This is a genomic window from Nannocystis punicea (assembly GCF_026965555.1).
In the GTDB taxonomy this organism is placed as follows: Bacteria; Myxococcota_A; Polyangia; order Nannocystales; family Nannocystaceae; genus Nannocystis; species Nannocystis punicea.
Genome location: NZ_CP114040.1, coordinates 4,596,587 through 4,613,156, shown reverse-complemented (window position 1 = coordinate 4,613,156; position 16,570 = coordinate 4,596,587). Strand labels below are relative to the sequence as shown.

At 72.1% G+C, this 16,570-nt stretch carries 12 protein-coding genes; 9 read left to right on the top strand and 3 right to left on the bottom strand.

Features of this window, described 5'->3' with window-relative positions:
* Positions 1–99 precede the first annotated feature (99 nt).
* Positions 100–954, bottom strand: a complete 855-nt coding sequence (locus O0S08_RS17855; RefSeq protein ID WP_269040375.1) for a ketopantoate reductase family protein — start codon at positions 952–954, stop codon at positions 100–102.
* A gap of 292 nt (positions 955–1,246) precedes the next feature.
* Positions 1,247–2,710 (bottom strand): hypothetical protein, encoded by a 1,464-nt coding sequence (locus O0S08_RS17850; protein WP_269040374.1) that lies wholly within the window; start codon positions 2,708–2,710, stop codon positions 1,247–1,249.
* 245 nt (positions 2,711–2,955) lie between these two features.
* On the opposite strand from O0S08_RS17850, the gene O0S08_RS17845 reads away from it, so the two are divergent.
* The 5 genes from O0S08_RS17845 to O0S08_RS17825 all read left to right on the top strand — a co-directional run bounded on the left by O0S08_RS17845 (position 2,956) and on the right by O0S08_RS17825 (position 7,770).
* Positions 2,956–3,786 (top strand): amidohydrolase family protein, encoded by an 831-nt coding sequence (locus tag O0S08_RS17845; RefSeq protein ID WP_269040373.1) that lies wholly within the window; start codon positions 2,956–2,958, stop codon positions 3,784–3,786.
* A 250-nt stretch (positions 3,787–4,036) separates the two neighbouring features.
* Positions 4,037–4,534 (top strand): hypothetical protein, encoded by a 498-nt coding sequence (locus tag O0S08_RS17840; RefSeq protein ID WP_269040372.1) that lies wholly within the window; start codon positions 4,037–4,039, stop codon positions 4,532–4,534.
* A 209-nt stretch (positions 4,535–4,743) separates the two neighbouring features.
* Positions 4,744–5,145 carry a VOC family protein gene (locus tag O0S08_RS17835; RefSeq protein ID WP_269040371.1) on the top strand — a complete coding sequence of 134 codons (402 nt, stop codon included), beginning with the start codon at positions 4,744–4,746 and terminating at the stop codon, positions 5,143–5,145.
* 62 nt (positions 5,146–5,207) lie between these two features.
* Complete coding sequence (locus O0S08_RS17830) at positions 5,208–6,926, top strand: glycoside hydrolase family 71 protein (protein WP_269040370.1); 1,719 nt, start codon at positions 5,208–5,210, stop codon at positions 6,924–6,926.
* Between the two features lie 145 nt (positions 6,927–7,071).
* Entirely contained in the window at positions 7,072–7,770 is a 699-nt protein-coding gene (locus tag O0S08_RS17825; RefSeq protein WP_269040369.1) for a hypothetical protein, read from the top strand.
* Between the two features lie 4 nt (positions 7,771–7,774).
* Here the strand turns inward: O0S08_RS17825 and O0S08_RS17820 are convergent, their stop codons facing one another.
* Complete coding sequence (locus tag O0S08_RS17820) at positions 7,775–9,286, bottom strand: hypothetical protein (protein ID WP_269040368.1); 1,512 nt, start codon at positions 9,284–9,286, stop codon at positions 7,775–7,777.
* Positions 9,287–9,688: 402 nt separating this feature from the next.
* Here O0S08_RS17820 and O0S08_RS17815 point away from each other — a divergent pair, with 402 nt between their 5' ends.
* From O0S08_RS17815 to O0S08_RS17800, 4 genes are all read left to right on the top strand, one after another.
* Positions 9,689–11,452, top strand: coding sequence for a DUF1592 domain-containing protein (locus tag O0S08_RS17815; RefSeq protein WP_269040367.1), 1,764 nt, complete (start codon positions 9,689–9,691; stop codon positions 11,450–11,452).
* Positions 11,449–12,792, top strand: coding sequence for a DUF1552 domain-containing protein (locus tag O0S08_RS17810; RefSeq protein WP_269040366.1), 1,344 nt, complete (start codon positions 11,449–11,451; stop codon positions 12,790–12,792). The genes O0S08_RS17815 and O0S08_RS17810 overlap by 4 nt, the downstream gene beginning before the upstream one ends.
* Positions 12,793–13,139: 347 nt before the next feature.
* Complete coding sequence (locus O0S08_RS17805; protein ID WP_269040365.1) at positions 13,140–13,829, top strand: helix-turn-helix domain-containing protein; 690 nt, start codon at positions 13,140–13,142, stop codon at positions 13,827–13,829.
* A gap of 2 nt (positions 13,830–13,831) precedes the next feature.
* The gene (locus O0S08_RS17800; protein ID WP_269040364.1) at positions 13,832–16,435 is read left to right on the top strand and encodes a VIT domain-containing protein; all 2,604 of its coding nucleotides are present in this window, start codon (positions 13,832–13,834) and stop codon (positions 16,433–16,435) included.
* Positions 16,436–16,570: the final 135 nt, after the last annotated feature.

Genomic DNA, 16,570 nt, shown 5'->3' with positions numbered 1-16,570 from the left:
GCCTCGCCAGGCGCATCGCGCCGCCGCGTCGTTCTCGTCGAGGTGGACCCGCACCGCGATCGATGCAGGACCGCGCGATACCTGGTCGCGCCCTCGCCCTCACGGCCGAATCGCCCGCAGCGCCGGCAACTCGTTCGGCCCCGCCGCCGCGAGCATCGCGTCGATCAGCGTCCGCGGCTCGCCGAACCCGGCCGCGCCCGACTTGCGAATCGCAGGCACCCGGCTGAGCGACCACAGCAGCGACGCCAGCACCGGCAGCGGCATCCGATCCGTCGCGACCATCGGCCCCGGAATGATGGCATTGCCCAGCCGGCGCACCAGGCCGAACCCCTCCTGGAGGGCGCGCGCGTACTGCATCACCTCCGCCCACGACGCGCCCGCCTTGCGCTGGTAGCTGTGCCCGGCGAGCACCATCACCGGCGCCACGAAGGCCGCGTGCGTGCGCAGCCAGCTCTCCATGTCGGCCTCCACCACGCTGGGGATCCCCGCCGCAGTGAACAGCTCCGCCCAGCGTCGCTCGGTCACCGGCGTGCGCATCGGTCTGGAGACGATCTGGGTCGTCAACACGCCCTCGTCGACGCTCGCCAGGATCGCCGGAAAGCCGAACGCGAACCGCTCCGCCCCCACGGCCTCGCGCAGGCGCGTCAGCGGCTCGAACGTGTTGAACATGAACATCACCGACTTCGCCGCGCTGGCGGCCAGCGCCGGCAGCACCGCGTCGACCTGCGACGCCAGCACCGTCACCAGCACCAAGTCATAAGCCTCGCCCGGGTCGAGCGCGGCGCTCACCCGCACCGCCGCGCGCTCGCCCTTCGCCGTCACGATCGCCCCGTCGCGCTGGAGCTGCGCCAGCCGCTTCGTCCGCGCCACCACCGTCACCTCGTGCCCCGCGCGCGCCAGCTGCAACGCGAAGGTGCTGCCAATTCCGCCCGGTCCGATCACCGCGATCCGCATGCCGCCGCGAATAGCACGCCCTCCTGCGCCGAACAACCCGCACCCGCCCCGGACCGCCGCGAAGCGCTTCGGGGCGAAGGTAACATCGATGATACCGCCATTGTTCACACCCCGACCGCGGCGTCGCCCATCGCCACCCGACACCGCGGCAGCGTCCGCGGCGATCCCGGCGCACGTCGTCGGGTCCTCGCTCGCGGCCACCGTGGCCAAACCCCGCCGGCGCCTCCTGCTCGAAGAAAGCGTGAAGACAGACCAGCGGGAAGTTCGTCGGGCTCGCGGCGCCCCGAACCAGTCAGAGCTTGATGGCCCAGAGCTTGGCGCTGGCCTTCGGCAGGAACAGCACGACGCCCCAGTCCGCGATGTAGGTCAGATCGTACGTCAGCGCGGGCGAGGGCATCGCCGAGAGCGGGCGCTGGTCTCGCTCGGCCGCCAGCACGAAGGGGTCCTCCTGGGTGCCGGCGCCGCTCTCGGGCTCGAGATCGAGGCGGAAGAACGCGTCGCGATCGGCGTCGACGCTGTAGTTCCAGAAGTTCAGCCGGGTCCCGTCATGGAAGACGACGACGCTCTCCTGGGTCGGAGCGCCGTCCGGCCAGCTCGGCAGGTCGCCGGTGAGCGACAGGTGCTCCACCGCGAGCGTCGCCTTGTCGATGCGCCAGCCGCGAGTGGAGGTCGCCATGTCGTCGGCGACCGTCGGCGTGAAGAGGTAGACGTGCGACCCGCCGACCACGATCGACGAGCTGCCGTTCACGTCCCAGGGGGCGTTCACCACGTCCTCGATCGTGTGCGTCGCGGGGTCGATCACGAGCACGCGGGCGCGCCAGTTCAGGCCGGCATCGCCGGAGACGAGGGTCGTCCACGCCTTGCCGGTCTCCGGATCGTTGGCCGTGTGCGTACCCGACTGGAGCACGGCCTCGCCGTAGTTGGGGTCGAACTTGACGAGCTGCGGCCCGTAGGTGTCCTTGTCGAGGTAGGTCCACGTCCCGCTCACCACGTCGGCGTCGCGCACGGGGCCGTAGTGCAGGATCAACTTGCCGTCGACGAAGCTCATCGCCGAGTAGGTGTGGCTCGCCTGCGGCGCGGCGAACGGCGCCGCGTAGGGCAGGTCGGCGGGGTCCGTCAGCGTCTCCGCGCTCTGGAAGAACCCGTTCGTCGCGCCCGAGGGATAGACGATGGGAGAGTTCGGCGCGGTGTAGTCCGGCGGGTAGGCGGAGGGCGGCGTCGGCGGCACGGCGATGCTGTACTTCAGCGTCGCCGCATCGAGCTTGAAGACGGCGTTGATGCTGCCATCGGAGTGACCGCCGCCGAACATGTAGAAGGCTTTGCCCGCGTGATCGAAGATCGGGTTGCAGTACGCGTCGCGCACTGCGCCGATGGCCGCCGAGCCGAGGTAGCCGGTCGGCGGATCGAGGTTCGCGGCGGCCCACTGCTCGAACGGTTCGGAGGCCGTGAGCTCGAACCATCCGCCGCCCTCGGGCACCTCCACGACCCAGTCGGGCGCTGCCTCGTCGCCCGTCGTGGTGGGCGACGACGTGCTGGGCTCGGACGTGCCGGGCTCGCTCGAGCTCGAGCCGTCGCTCGAGGTCGTGGGCGAGGACGGGCTGGGGCCGCTCGAGCTCGTGCCGTCTCCTCCCGTCGTCGAGGGCGACGTCGTGCCGCTCCCGTCCGTGCCGGTGCTCGTCCCTCCGTTGCCTCCGTCGCCGCACGCGGTGAGCAGCGCGGCAGCAACCACCATCCCGAATCCAAGCAATTGTCTCATCAGTCCTCACTCTCCAGAGAGCGGCGGGACTTATACCCGATCCCACGGCATGCCTGGGCGCGAGATCGATGATTCATCGCCGTCGCAGACCCGGGCCGTCCGCGGCTCGATCGTCGCTGTCAGCAATTCCGCCACACGTTCGCGGCCGCCCCGCGCGAGTGGGCGCGGAGCGTCTTCGTTCCGCAGCATCTCCACGCTCGATCGCCGATCATTCTGCCGGGCGCCTCGTGATAGGCTCCGCGCGCATGCGTTCCGACGCCCCGCCGACCATCATCGACGCCTGGATGCAACACCCGACCCCGCGCTTCATGGCGCAGCCGTGGTTGGACTCGCTGAAGCGCTGGACCGGCAACGACTTCGCCGGCCCGTGGCCGCTCGAGGCCACGCTCGCGGCCATGGACGAGGGCCGCGTCACGCGCGGCATCATCAGCGCGTGGGTCGGGCCCATGGGCGCGCTGGTGGCCAACGACGAGGTCGCCGCCTGGGTCGCGCAGGCGCCCGATCGCCTCGTCGGCGTCGGCTCGGTCGACATCACCCGGCCGATGGACGCCGTGCGCGAGCTCCGACGCTGCGTCAAGCAGCTCGGCTTCCGCGGCGTGCGCGTGCTGCCGTGGCTATGGGAGCTGCCGCCGACGCACCCGCGGTTTTATCCCCTGTTCGCCGAATGCTGCGAGCTCGGCGTCCCGTTCTGCACGCAGGTCGGCCACACCGGCCCGCTCAAGCCCTCCGAGGTCGGACGCCCGATCCCCTACATCGACCAGATCGCCATCGACTTCCCCGAGCTCGTGATCGTCGGCGGCCACATCGGTTATCCGTGGACCGAGGAGATGGTCGCGGTGTGCACCAAGCACCCCAACGTGTTTATCGACACCTCCGCGTACACGGTGAAGCGCTACCCGCCCGCGCTGGTGCAGTACCTCGCCGCGCACGGGCGCAAGAAGGTGCTGTTCGGCACCAACTGGCCGATGATAAGCCCGGCGCACGCGCTCGCCGGGCTCGACGCGCTCGGCCTCGACGACGAGGCGCGCGCCCTGTTCCTCGCCGGCAACGCCCAGCGCGTGTTCAAGCTCGCGTGACGCTCGCAGTCGGTCGGGCTCGCCGAGCATTCACCCGACCGTCCAATCGCACGTCCGGCGCACGATTTCAGGGATTGCGCGGACTGCTTCACCGATGATTACACCGAGGTTTCCGACGGTTGCAGATCCGCGGACAACCCGGAACGCCCGCTCCGGGGCACCTGGAGGGCGTTCTCCGACCCCTCGGCCATCGCGCCGCGGACGACGCCTCCGCTTGTGGACGGTGTCGCCTCCGTGCGACAATCACCACATGCGTGCCCTACCTATCCTCTCCATGATCGCCCTCGTGCTCGCCTGCTCCGCGCCCGCCCAGGAAGCAGGCTCGCGCCCGGCCCCGACGACCCCCGCGCCCGCCCCCGCACCCGCCCCCGAGCCCGCCGCGCAGCCCCCCGCAGCGGCCGGATCGATCCCCGTCCTGCCGGAGCTGCGCCAGGCCAGCGACGCCTTCATGGAGGCCCTGCTCTCGGGCACCTTGATCGAGCAGTCCGGCTGCCTGCGCGTCAGCCCCGACGGCAAGCAGCCCGGTCACCTGCTGATCTGGCAGCCCGGCTACACCGCGCGCCGCACCGGCGAGCAGCTGGAGGTCGTCGACGGCACCGGCAAGGTGGTCGCCCGCGTCGGCGAGCCGCTGCGCACGGGCGGCGGGCAGGTCCCGATGAGCGACGAATTGCAAAAGCAGCTGAAGGCGCCGCTCGACGCCGCGTGCGTCGGCCCGTACTGGCTCATGGGGCAGCTGCAGGCCCCCTGAGCGCGCGCGAGCTGCGACGCGGCGGCACTGACAATCCCGCCCGCGTTCCGCAGCTCGCCGAATGGCCCCTGCTCGAAGCATTCGCAGGGGCTCGCGCCGCTGTGATACTTCGGCGGGCCCCCCTCGATGATACGAATATCGACACCCGCTCGCCGGCTCACCCGCGCGAGCGCCTGGCGCGACCTCGAGCGTCCGGCCATACTCGCCGCGTGCACTCCCCCGCGAAGAAGCTCTTCCCCATGGTGTCGGCCGTCGACTTCGAGCGCTCGCTCGCCTTCTACGGCGACCAGCTCGGCGGCCGCGAGTCGTATCGATTCCCGCCTGCGGGTCCGCCCGCGTTCGTCGCCTTGCAATTCGGCGGCTCGGAGCTCGGCATCGGTCGGATCGACGGCTCGCCCGCGCTGCACGGTCAGCCGTTGCGGCCGGCCAGCGGCCACCGCGTCGAGCTGTGCGTCTACGTCGACGACGTCGACGCCACCCTCGACCGCCTCGCCGGCGCCGGCGCGCCGATCGTGCTGACCCCGCGCGACACCCCGTGGGGCGAGCGCATCGCCTACGTCGCCGACCCGGACGGCAACCTCGTGATGCTCACCCGCGAGTCTGTCTCTTAGGACATATCACGGCACTGCGCCGTCGACCTCGCGCGGACCCGCTCCGTGGGGGCGAGCGCCCCTTGACACCTCGCACCCCGTTCGGTCTGCTGCCCGCCACCATGCCGACGTCGACGATTCGCGGCCGCCACCTCCTGCTCACCGCCCTGCTCGCCGTCGCCTGCGGCGACAGCACCGCCGAGAGCACGTCGACCGCCGGCACCACGAGCACCGGCGACGCCAGCACCACCGCCAGCGCCGCCGATCCGTCCTCGCCCACGACCACGACGTCGACCTCGACCTCGACCTCCGCCGATCCGACCTCCGCCGCGACCGACCCCACCACCAGCACCACCGACCCCACCACCGGCGACACCGACGACACCGGCACGGAGGGCGACGTCACCCCGTGCTGGCCCTTCGACCAGCCGCCGCTCGCCGAGCTGCGCGCCGCCGACAAGAAGGTCTTCGCCCATTATTTCTCGCCCTACCCGCTCTCGCTCGACAACAAGGATCCCGCCGAGGACTACTACGCCAAGAACTACCTCGAGCCCGAGGGCGAGAACGGCAAGTTCGCCTACTGCGGCGGCTTCATCAAGGAGCGCCCGCTGCCGCAGCCGCCGCGGGAAGGCGGCCTCGACTACGAGCTGCTGAACTTCGAGCAGGAGGTCCGGCGCGCCGCCGCTCTGGGGCTCGACGGCTTCACGTACGACATTCTCAACACCGAGGGCACCCACTGGAACCGCCTGCTCAAGCTGCTCGACGCCGCCAGCAACGCCGACCCCGAGTTCCGGATCGTGCTCATGCCGGACATGACCTCGACCTATCAGGGCAGCGACCCCGAGGCCCAAACTGCCTTCGTCGACTCGATCGTCGCAGTCGCCGCGCACCCCGCAGTGTATCGCCTCGGCGGCGGCGAGCTCGTCCTCGCCCCGTTCGCCGCCGACAAGCGCAGCCCCGCGTGGTGGGCCGGCACCCTGCAGGCCCTCGCCGCCGCGGGCGTCGACGCCGCCCTGTGGCCGGTGTTCGTCTCGCCGTGGGAGGCCGCCACCATCAGCTTCCAGGCCGAGCTCCCGCTCCTCGGCACCTCCTCGTGGGGCCCCGCCACGGTCCCGGGCGCCGCCGATTACGCCAGCAACGCCGAGCAGGCCCACGCCCTCGGCGTGCAGTGGATGTCGCCCGTGCGCCCGCAGGACTCGCGGCCCAAGGACCTCATCTACAGCGAGGCCGGCAACACGCAGCTCATGCGATCGCTGTGGGACGCCGCCGTCGCCGGTGACGCCGAGTGGGTCCAGCTCGTCACCTGGAACGATTACTCCGAGGCCTCCGAGGTCTCGCCGTCGAGCGGCACGCAATGGGCCCTGTTCGACCTGACCGCCTATTACGTCGCCTGGTTCAAGACCGGCCAGCAGCCGCCGATCGTGCGCGACGCGATCTATTACTCGCACCGCCTGCACGCCACCGCCGCCCAGCCCGACCTCATGCTGCAGGAGTCGGTCTACGAGCCCGTCAACGGCAGCACCCCGGCCGACGAGATCGAGCTGCTGGCGTTCCTCACCGCCCCGGCGACGCTCGAGATCGAGATCGCCGGCGAGATCGAGAGCACCGCGGCGCCCGCCGGGATCCAGTCGCTGCGCGTCCCGCTGGTCGAGGGCACGCCGAAGTTCCGCATCGTGCGCGACGGCAGCACCGTCGCCGAAGTCGACAGCGCCTTCCCGATCAGCAACGCCATCGTCTACCAGGACATGCTCTACCGCTCCGGCGGCAGCCTCCCGTGCGACCGCGCCCCGCTCATGCAATAGCGTTCGCCGCGGCTCGCGCAGACCGTCGCGCGTCCGCCGCTATGGACATAGATGTCCCGAGAGACATGTCATCTCGCGCGCCCGCGCCAGCCGCGTGGATCTGCGCGCGGTTGCCGGGCGCCGCCCGCACCGCTATCGTCCGCCCGTGTCCCACGACGCACGAGAACCGGGTCGCGCCCCGTCGCCCGAGCTGCTCCGCCTGGCCGAGGAGGGCGCCCGCAACATCCAGCGCGCCGACCAGAGCCAGCTGGCGCAGGCCGACAAGCACATGCGCGTCGCCCTCGGCGTCCACCACGGCAGCGGACGCCAGCGCGCGTTCTACGTCCCCCTGGTCGTCGGCGCCGGCCTCGTCGCCAGCATGGCCTCCGGCTACCTGGCTGTCGACTACCTCACCGCGGGCATGGCCGTCCTGTTGCTCGGCGTCCTCGGCGTCTCCTTCGTCGAGCCGGTCGCCGGCGCCGGTGAGCTCGAACGCGAGCGCGCGTGGCTGGCCGGGCGCCCGTTCCCGGTCCGCGGCTACTTCGAGGCGCTGCAGCAGAGGCCCGTGTCCGGCGCCGTGCTCATGGTCCAGGTCCGCTTCGCCGGCGAGACCCCGCCGCTCGACCTCGTGCAGGGCGTCCTCGGCCGCATCGACGCCAACCCCGGCGTCCAGCAAGCCGGCGACCGCGACCTCGTCCTGCGCAGCGGGCTCATCTCCGGCGCCACCGGCATCCGCATCAACAAGGTCCCGGTCTATCGCAACCACCGGATCGTCCCGTACGTGCACCGCCTGGTCGACGAGGTGCTCGCGCCGCTGCACGCGACCTATCCCATCGACCAGGTCGACCTGACCCGCCCGGTCTGACGCCTCAGCGGCGGATCCGCGCGATCAGCATGTCCCCGTTGCCGCGCGGGCCCAGCGGGCCCGAGCCGAGGTCGACGTTGCCCAGCGGCCTCGCCGCGAGGACGACCGCGTCCTCGCCCGACCACGCCGACCGCAGGAACGACACCATTTCAGTCTCCTCCGTGGACCACTCCCAGGTCTGCTCCTGCCCGCTGAACGCGCGCAGCCTGACCGCCGAGTCGGCGATGCCGGCGATCCCCAGCGAGTCCACCGCGTCGAACGAGAGGCCCTGGATCTGGTCGTCGAGCGTGGTGCCGAGCTGCTGCGACCCAAGCACCGCGCCGGACGGATCGAGCTCCGCGAGCACGCCGTCGTGCAGGCTCCCGAACTCGTCGGAGTGCGGCTCCGGGTTCACGTTGACGAATGTGTCGTCGCCGACCGCGATCTCCTCGATGAACATACCGCCGACCACCCGTCGCCCGGCCGAATCGACCGCGACCGCGTTGCCCATCTGCTGGCCCGCGCCGCCGAACTGCCGGCTCCACAGGTGCTCTCCGGCCGCGCTGTACTCGGCGACGATCATGTCGTCGTAGTCGTCGGAGGTGAACGGGCCGCCGCCGAGATCCACGGTCCCGCCGAACGAGCCGGTCACCACGAGCTCGCCGCCCGGCGTGAACGCCAGCGCCCTCCCACGCGCCCCGCGGTCGCTCGAGCTCGGGTTGAACCCCCGCACCCACTGGAACTCGCCGGCGGCGTCGTACGAGACGACGAAGCCGTCGTGGAGCTGGGGCGGCTCGACCGGTCCGCCGCCGAAGTCGACGCCGATCTCGAGGTTGCCCGTGAGCGCGACCCTGCCTGCGTCGTCGCACGCCATGCCGCGGAACGTCACCCGCGCGTCCTCGCCGAGCACCGGCACCGAGCGGCTCCAGCGGAGCTCGCCGTCGAGGTCGAACGAGGCGACGTAGGTGCCGTCGATCGGCCCATCGCCGAGGTCGAGCGCGCCCGGCGAGGCCCAGCCGTGGATCGCGAAGCCGTCGCCGCAGCCGACCAGACCGGACACGCTCTGCTCCATCGGCCCGCCGAAGTGGCGCACCCACTGGGGCACCCCCGCGCTCGACAGCTTGATCAGCAGGATGTCGGAGAACTCGTCGGGCTTGACCACGAACTCGCCGAACTTCAGCGTCTGCGAGCCGTCGAACACGCGCGTCTCGACCGCGAGGTAGATGTTGCCCGCCGCGTCGGTGGCGATCCCGTTGACGTCCTCGTATTGCTTGCCGCCGCAGCGGAGGTACCAGTCGACCGCGCTGTCGGCCGGCCCCGCCAGCTGCTCGCATTCGACGCCCACGATCGGCGGATCGCCCGTCGTCTCCTCGCCTGCAGACGTCGTCGTCGGCTCGCCGGAGGTCGGCCCGGTCGTGGTCGAGGTCGGCTCGCCCGTGGTGTCGGTGGCGGTGTCCGTATCGGAAGGGTCGCCGGGGCCGCAGGCGGCCAGGATCGAGGCGATGAACAACAATGAGAAGCGATCAAGATAGGTCATGGTAATGCCGCGAGGCTAGCACAGCCCCCGCGCCCGCGGTAGTCGCGGCTCGCGCGCACCTCATTCATGGCATGTCTCTTCGAACATGTCCATTCAAACACTCCGTTCGCCGCCTCGCCAGTTACATGTCCCGAAGGACATACGCCATCCCACGCCCCCGCTGCCCCTCCGCCGCCTGCCCGGCCCCGCGGCCGCGAGGTCGCCCCCGACCTCGCGTGCGGGCCGCGGGCCCCGACCTCGCGCCTGCCCGGGACAATCCCCGACTTCAAATCGCGCGCCCCGTCCCGAGACCGTGCGCCGCCTCGCCCGATCGTGCAGACCCGCGTTGACGCCCGTATCCGCCGGCGGCTACGTTGCCCGGGCGTCCGCCTTCGCCTGCGCGAAGCGAGCGCCTGGAGGTCCATGAGACGCGGCGATTCGCACCACCTCGGCGCCCTGCTCGCGGCGCTGCTCGGCGCCCCGGCCTGTTATCAGGGCGACACCGCCAACGCCGACGGCAGCGCGGGCACCACCACCGCCGCCACCGCCACGGGCGACAGCACCGACGCCACCGCACCGACCACCACGGCCGCCGACAGCGACGGCGACGAGCCTGCCCCCCCGCAGGCCGTCCCCGGCCCGACGCTGCGCCGCCTCACCGCCTCGGAATTCACGCACAGCATGCAGGACCTGCTCGGCCCCGTCACCCTCGGCGACGTCGAGGCGGACTCGCTGCAGGACGGCTTCTTCGCCGTGGGCGCCGCCCGCGTGGCCCTGTCGCCGGCGGGCGTCGCCAGGTACGAGCAGGCGATCGGCGACGCCACCGCGCAGGCCTTCGCCGATCCGGCGCGCGTCGCCCAGATCCTCCGCTGCGTGCCGACCCAACTCACCGACGTCACCTGCATGCGCGACGCCCTCGCCACCTTCGGCCGCCGCGCCTGGCGACGCCCCCTCACCGGCGTCGAGCTCGAGCGCTACCTCGGCATCGCCACCACGATCGGCAGCGAGACCGGCGACGTCGTCGTCGGCCTGCGCCACGCAGTGTGGGCCCTGCTGCAGGCCCCGCACTTCCTCTACCGCGTCGAGCTCGGCGAGCCCTCGCCCGACCACGGCGGCCGCCTCGAGTTCACCTCCTACGAGATGGCCTCGCGCCTGGCCTTCACGTTGTGGAACACCCTGCCCGACGAGGCCCTGCTCGACGCCGCCGAGGCCGACCAGCTGAGCGACGGCCCCGGCGTGACGGAGCAGGCCGCGCGCATGCTCGCCGACCCGCGCGCGCGCCAGGGCGTGCACAACTTCATCGCCGAGCTCTACGGCCTGTGGGCCCTCGGCGAGAAGGTCAAGGACGACACCCTCTTCCCCCAGTGGACCCCGACCCTCAAGGCAGTCATGCGCGACGAGCTGCTGGCCCGCGTCGAGGACGTCGTGTTCGATCAGCCCGCCGACTTCTTCAGCCTGTACGACGGCCAGAAGGTGTTCGTGAACAACGAGCTGGCGCGGATCTACGGCCTCGAGGAGGTCCAGCCCGACGTCTTCCGCGCCGCCCAGCTGCCCGAGGGCAGCCCGCGCCGCGGCCTCATCGGCAGCGCACTCGTGCTGGCGATGAACTCCCTGCCGGCCCGCACCTCGGCGACCGAGCGCGGCCAGTTCATCGCCGAGTCCCTGCTCTGCCGCACCGTCCCGCCGCCGCCGCCCACCGTCGACACCAACCTCGACGACGAGGACGTCGAGGACCCCGGCCCCAAGACCCTGCGCGAGAAGTTGGAGCCCCACCGCGAGAAGCCGGAGTGCTCCGGCTGTCACAACATCACCGACCCGCTCGGCCTCGCCCTCGAGCACTTCGACACCATCGGCCGCTGGCGCGACAACGATCAGGGCCTGACCATCGACGCCAGCGGCGAGCTCGACGGCGAGTACTTCGCCGACGGCGGCGAGCTGGCCGTCCTGCTGCGCCAGCACCCGATGGTCGCCAACTGCCTCGCACGCAAGCTCTACACCTACGCCGGCGGCCGCCTGCCGCTGACGCGCGACACCGACACGATCGCCGAGATCGAGGGCGAGCTGACGCTCGCCGGCAACCGCTTCGACCGGCTGCTGCTCGCCCTCGTCACCCACGACGACTTCCGCTTCGCCCACCCCGCGGGCACCGTCGTCGCCGAAGACGACACCGAAGGAGACAAGCCGTGAGCCGCCCCATCCCGCGTCGCACCGTCCTCCGCGGCATGATCGCCGGGGTCGCCGTGGCCCTGCCGCTGCCGCGCCTCGCCGGCATGCTCGACGGCAACGGCACCGCCTACGCCGACTCGACCCCGCTGCTGCCGCGCTACCTGACGTGGTTCTTCGGCAACGGCGCCGACCCGACGCAATGGGTCCCCGAGGCCACCGGCCAGGGCGCCGCGTGGAGCGTCAGCCCCTCGCTCATGCCGCTCGCCGAGTACAAGCCGTGGCTGTCGGTGCTGTCGGGCTACGAGGTCAAGATCCCCGCGCTCTACGCCCACAAGTCCGCCCCCGCCGCCGTGCTCACCGGCGCCCAGGCGGCCATGAACGGCGACGTCACCGCGCCCTCGATCGACCAGAAGATCGCCGCCCTGATCAACAAGGACACCGCCTTCCCCAGCGGCGTCCACGTCGGCATCAGCAACGTCACCGGCGCCGGCGCGCTCGACTTCAACATCTCCTTCAACGCCCCCAACGCCCCCAACCCGCCCAACTACAGCCCCGCCGACCTGTTCGCCACCCTGCTCACCCTCTCGGGCGCGCAGGAGCCCGACCCCTCGCTGTTCCGCCGCAAGAGCATCCTCGACGCGGTGGCCGAGGAGGCCAAGGCGCTGCAGAGCCGGCTCGGCGCCGAGGATCGGGCGCGCCTCGATCGCCACCTCGAGGGCGTCGCCGAGCTGCAGACCCAGATCGACGCCACCATCAGCGCCGCCGACTGCGGCACCCCAATCGACCCCGACGTCGCCTACCCGAACCGCGGCGAGGACGGCTCGATCAGCATCGACCGCTGCCGCGCCTTCGCCGACCTGCTCGCCTTCGCGTTCTCGTGCGAGCTCACCCGCGTGGCCTCGTTCGTGTTCTCGTGCGCCGCCTGCCACGCGCCCTACACCGAGGCCGGCCTCGGCAACGTCACCTTCCACGAGGACTTCGGCCACCGCCTCAGCCCGATGGGCATCGACTACGCCACCGGCGGCTTCCGCACCGGCGTCGCCTACGCCATGTCCGGCCTCGCCGAGCTGCTGAAGCGCTTCCGCGACACCCCCGACGCCACCGGCAACCTCCTCGACAACGCGGTCATCTACACCACCTCGTGCGTCGGCCAGCCGTGGGACCACCGCATGGACGACTTCCCCCTGCTGATCCTCGGCAAGGCCGGCGGCCTCCTCCGCGGCGACCTCCACCACCGCACCGCCGGCGACAACGCCAGCAAGGTCCCGTTCTCCCTCCTCAAGCTGTTCGGCAGCCCCGAGCCCTCGTTCGGCGCCGCCGAGGGCCTCGTCAGCGAGACGATCCCCGAGCTCCTGGCCTGATCGCAAGCTGTCCCGAAGGACACCCGATCCGACCGCCGCCCGCTACATTCATCCGCGGCCCGGCGACACGTACCTGTCTCTCGAGACAGCCGCGCGAGTGTTTCTCTAACCTGTCTCTCCAGGCAGATCGAACCACTCGCAGAGAACCTGTCTCACGAGACAGCTCCGCCGGGCCGCGCTCTCACCTGTCCCTCGAGACATCCCCTGGCCAGCGGCGCTCACCGCCGCTCCGAGCAAGGCGCGTTTTTGCGCAATTTCCTCTTGCACCAGAAACATTTCACCGTTTGATTTCAACAATTTGAGACTTCGTCCTCGACACTGTTATATGACAGTGTCATGCTATCACCGTGAGCGCCACCTGGACCATCCGCGAGCTCGGCCGGCAGGCCGAGCAGCGCCTGGCGAGCGACGAAGCCCCGGCCAACGGCCAGGTGCGGGCCGTCCCTGACGAGCGCAGCATCCGCTACTACACCACTCTCGGCCTCCTCGATCGCCCCACGCTGCAGGGTCGCACCGCCCTCTACGGCCCGCGGCACCTCGCGCAGCTGATCGCGATCAAGCGCCTGCAGGCCGAAGGCAAGTCGCTCGCGGAGATCCAGCGCCTCTTGCCGACCCTCGACGACGCCACCCTCGCGCGCCTCTCGGGCGTCGCGCTGCACCCCGCCCCGCGCACCGCGGGCCGCCGCGACTTCTGGCGCCACGAAACCCCGATCGGCGAGGTCGAACCAGCCCGTAGCGATGCGACCGGTACCGCGGCGATCCGTGAATCCTGGAACAGCCTCGCCCCGATCGAGCCCGCGGCCCCGACCCCGGCGCCCGCCACTGCGCCCGCCCTCACCCCCACGCTCGAGCTCCCGCTCGCCCCCGGCGTCCGCCTCGCCTTCACCCCTACGCGTCCCGCCACCGACGCCGACGCGGCCGCCCTGCTCGCCGCCGCCGCCCCGCTGCTCGCCGAGCTCGCCCGCCGCGGCCTCGCCCTGCTCCCCGACTCCCTCGCGCACTCGCTATCCGCTGACCCCGAACCGCAGGAGGACTGACCATGATGCCCACGGCGCTCACCATCGATCCCACGCTCACCCATACATCCGGCGAGCACGCCTTCGGTCGCCTCGAGACCTCCCACGGTTTGCTCCCCCTCGCGGCCCTGTCCGTCGCGGCCCACGTCCGCGGCCTCGAGGTCGCCACCGAGATTCATCAGACCTTCGTCAACCACACCGGCGCGCCGATCGAGGCCACCTACATCTTTCCGCTGCCCGATCGCGCCGCCGTCTACGCCTTCCGCATGCAGCTGCGCGACCGCGTCGTCGAGGGCGTGATCGACGAGCGCGGTCGGGCCCGCGACGTCTACGAGCACGCGATCGCCGTCGGTCAGCGCGCCGCGATCGCCGAGGAGGATCGACCCGGCGTCTTCACCCTGCGCGTCGGCAACCTCGTCCCTGGCGACCACGCAGTCCTCACCCTGCGCACCGTCGGCCCGCTGCCGATCGAGGACGGCGAGGTCACCTGGGCCTTCCCGCTGGTGGTCGCCCCGCGCTACATCCCCGGCGTCCCGCTGCTCGACGAGCAGGCCGGCACCGGCACCGCGCCCGACACCGATCGCGTCCCCGACGCCTCGCGGATCTCCCCGCCCGTCCTCCTGCCCGGGTTCGCCAGCCCCGTGCGGCTCTCGATCCGCGTCACCCTCGACGGCGCCGGCCTCCCCGTCACCGGCCTGCGCTCGAGCCTGCACGAGGTCCACGCCGTCCCCGACCGCGACGGTTGGCACGTCGAGCTGCGGCCCGGCCAGCGCCTCGACCGCGACTTCATCCTCCGCTGGACCCTCGGCGGCGCCGCCCTCCACAGCGCCGCGGTGTGGGCCCTCGACGACGACGGCGAGGGTGCCACCGCCATGATCACCCTCGTGCCGCCGGTCGGCGCCGCCGCCCAGGGCCGGCCGCGCGACGTCGTCCTGGTGCTCGATCGCTCCGGCTCGATGGGCGGGTGGAAGATGGTCGCAGCGCGGCGGGCCGCCGCGCGGATCGTCGACACTCTCGGCGAGCGCGACCGCTTCGCGGTGCTCGCCTTCGACGACGCCGTCGAGTCGCCGCCCACTCTCGGCGAGCAGCTCGTCGCCGGCAGCGACCGCCACCGCTTCCGCGCCGTCGAGTACCTCGCCGGCGTCCAGGCCCGCGGCGGCACCGAGCTCGCCCGCCCGCTCGAGCTCGCCACCCGACTGCTCGCCGGCCACGACGACCGCGACCGCGTCCTCGTCCTCGTCACCGACGGCCAGGTCGGCAACGAGGACGAGCTCCTGCGCCGCCATGGCGCTCACCTCCAGCGCGTGCGGGTCTTCACCCTCGGCATCGATCAGGCCGTCAACGCCGGCTTCCTGCGCCGCCTCGCGGCCGTCGGTGGCGGCGCCTGCGAGCTCGTCGAGAGCGAGGAGCGCCTCGACGAGGTCATGGCCAAGATCCACCGCCGGATCGCCACCCCCGTCCTCGTCGACGTCAGCCTCAACGGCGACGGCCTCGACCTCGCCACCCAGGCCCCGCGCCGCCTGCCCGCGGTGTTCGCCGGCGCCCCGCTGGTCGTCCACGCTCGCTGGCGCGGCCGCCCGCGCCCCGGCGCCACCCTCGAGCTGCGCGGCCGACTGCCCGCCGGCACCGAATACACCCAGCGCCTCCACCTCGACTCGGCCCGTCCCGGCGCCGCCCTCGCGCAGTCGTGGGCCCGCGCCCACCTCCGCGACCTCGAGGATCGCTACGCCGCAGTCACCACCCCCGGCGACCGCGCCGCGCTCGAGCGATCGATCCTCGCAGTGTCCTTGCGACACCACGTCCTGTCGCGCTTCACCGCCTTCGTCGCCGTCGACCGCGACATCGTCAACCCGGGCGGCAACCCGCGGACGCTCACCCAGCCCGTCGACTCCCCGGCCGGATGGACCGACGACCGCTTCGGCGCCGCACAGCCCGCGCCGCTGGGCGAAGTTCCGTCGGACCTGTCCGACTGCTTGTTCTCCCTCGACACCCTCCGCGGCGCCAGGCAGTCAGCACCGGTAGTCCCCTCCGCACCGATGGCCGCCGGTCCCGGTGCGCCCGCACCCAGGTCCGGGAGCGGACAAATCATTCCCGGCCCCCGCCGCGCGAGCGCAGCTCCGCCGCCCGCTGCGGCCGAGGGTGACGCCCGATCTGCGCCGCGTGCCGGCGGCTCCGCGTCCTCGATCCCAGCCACCGGCTCCGCGTCCCGCCCCGTCGGCGCCCCGCCCCCTTCGCCGCCGCGCGCACCGGCCCCCGCGCCGCAGGCCAGCGCCGCCGCCAAGTCGGAGTCCCGCGACGGCGCCGGCTTCGATCCCGCGCCGTACCTCGCGCGCCTGTTCACCGTCGTCGACGACCTCGAGCGAGCCGCCGGCGCCGCCACGCCCGACGCCGCCGCGCAGCTGCCGGTCGCGCGTCTGAGCGAGCTGCTCGAGGATCTGCGCACCGTCGGCCTCGACGCCCTGGCCGCGCGCTTGGCCCCGATCGTCGATCGTCTGCGCGAGGCCCTGATCGTCGGCCGCCTGCTGCCGATCCTGAAGGAGATCCTCGCCGCCCTGCGCGAGCTCGCCGGCGACGGCGGCGTCGCCCCGCAGCCCCCGCCGCGCAAGCGCAAGTGGTTCTGGCGCTGAGACCTCGGAGGACGCTCGGCCGACGCCCGCGTGGGGCGTCGGCCGCGTGTGCCCCGAGCCTGGCCGTTCGAGCGATGCCCGCACTCGCCTGTCTCTCAGGACATCTCTCTCGCGCACCTCGCCCTCGCAACAATC